At 65.9% G+C, this 1,456-nt stretch carries 3 protein-coding genes; 2 read left to right on the forward strand and 1 reads right to left on the reverse strand.

The features are described from left to right. Nucleotides 1-137 precede the first annotated feature (137 nt). Together ACFC02_RS42615 and msrA are read left to right on the forward strand one after the other, a co-directional pair. Nucleotides 138-398 carry an integrase core domain-containing protein gene (locus ACFC02_RS42615; RefSeq protein ID WP_376368426.1) on the forward strand — a complete coding sequence of 87 codons (261 nt, stop codon included), beginning with the start codon at nucleotides 138-140 and terminating at the stop codon, nucleotides 396-398. A 195-nt stretch (nucleotides 399-593) separates the two neighbouring features. Then, nucleotides 594-1,106, forward strand: a complete 513-nt coding sequence (gene msrA, locus ACFC02_RS42620; protein WP_376368428.1) for a peptide-methionine (S)-S-oxide reductase MsrA — start codon at nucleotides 594-596, stop codon at nucleotides 1,104-1,106. Here the strand turns inward: msrA and ACFC02_RS42625 are convergent. Further along, the gene (locus ACFC02_RS42625; protein WP_376368430.1) at nucleotides 1,037-1,261 is read right to left on the reverse strand and encodes a hypothetical protein; all 225 of its coding nucleotides are present in this window, start codon (nucleotides 1,259-1,261) and stop codon (nucleotides 1,037-1,039) included. The genes msrA and ACFC02_RS42625 overlap by 70 nt on opposite strands. Nucleotides 1,262-1,456 lie beyond the last annotated feature (195 nt).

Here is a 1,456-nt window from a genome sequence, read left to right on the forward strand (position 1 = left end):
GCTCGGTTGGAAGACACCCGCCGAAGCACTCAACGAGCAGCTACAGTTGATTCAACAAGCCGGTGTTGCAACGACCGCTTGAATCCGGTCAATACCGAGCTCTGCGCTACACGGAACGTCTCGAACAGGAGGCGGCCGTGGCCTCGGTCGGATCCACGGGCGACTCGTACGACAACGCCCTGGCCGAGGCGTTCAACAGCTTGTTCAAGGCCGAGCTGATCCGCAACAAGGGGCCGTGGACCGGCATCAACGATGTCGAAGTCGCAGTCGCCGAGTACGTCGACTGGTTCAACCAGCGACGCCTTCACGGCGAGCTCGGGCACGTCACCCCCGCTGAACACGAGGCCGCCCACTACCTCGCGGCCGAGCCCCCTGCGTCACTCCAGAAAACCAGTTAACTCAGTCTCCACGAAACCCGGGGCTTGACACCTTGACTGGTGACGTCTGGACCTGGCGGGATCCGGCATGATGTTGTCACCTTCCGAACCGGTGACGCATCTGCGTTCCTTGCCGCTCGCCAGCGGCGTGAGGGGGCGCAGGCCATGTGCGACGCTGTTCGAGAAGAAGAGATGTGGAAAGAAAGGCGAGATGTCATGATAGACGTCGAGGAGAGGGCCCTGCTGGCCGGGGGTTGCTTCTGGGGCATGCAGGAGTTGATCCGGAGCCTCCCGGGCGTGGTGGGCACGCGCGTCGGATACAGCGGAGGTGAGCTGGCGAACCCGACCTACCGCCGCCACGACGGCCACGCCGAGTCGATCGAGATCACGTTCGATCCGACCGCGACCGACTACCGCGCCCTCCTGGAGTTCTTCTTCCAGATCCACGACCCGACGACGAAGAACCGCCAGGGCAACGACATCGGCGACAGCTACCGCTCCGCCATCTTCTACCTCGACGAGGAGCAGCGGCGGGTCGCCGAGGACACCATCGCCGACGTGAACGCGTCGGGGCTGTGGCCCGGTCCGGTGGTGACCGAGGTCGTGCCCGCGGGTCCCTTCTGGGAGGCCGAGCCGGAGCACCAGGACTACCTCCAGCGCTACCCGGACGGATACACCTGCCACTTCCCGCGGCCCAACTGGCGGCTGCCGCGACGCACGGAGGCCTGACGCAGGACGGGCGGGGGTCTGCCGTCTCGGGCGAGGGGACGGCAGGTCGCCGGCTTGCGCGGGGCGGACGTCGGGGCTCCGTCCCACGTGGGCCGGACGTTGTGGTCGAGGCGGAACACGTTCCGCGGATCGTAGCGTCGCCTGACCGCCGCCAACCGGTGACCGCCGCCGACCGGTTGTACCGTTGCCCGCCGAACGCCATGGATGGTGTCCTGCCGAGTGGTGTAGCAGCGATCTCCGCGTAGCCCCTGGTCGAGAGGCAGCCATCGCGCAACTCTCCGAGTGGAGAAGCTCGTTGAAACGAGAGGTGACGCGATGGCTTTGTCCCAGCATGACTTATTCCGCCTGAT

The organism is Streptomyces sp. NPDC056160, from assembly GCF_042268205.1.
GTDB lineage: Bacteria > Actinomycetota > Actinomycetes > Streptomycetales > Streptomycetaceae > Streptomyces.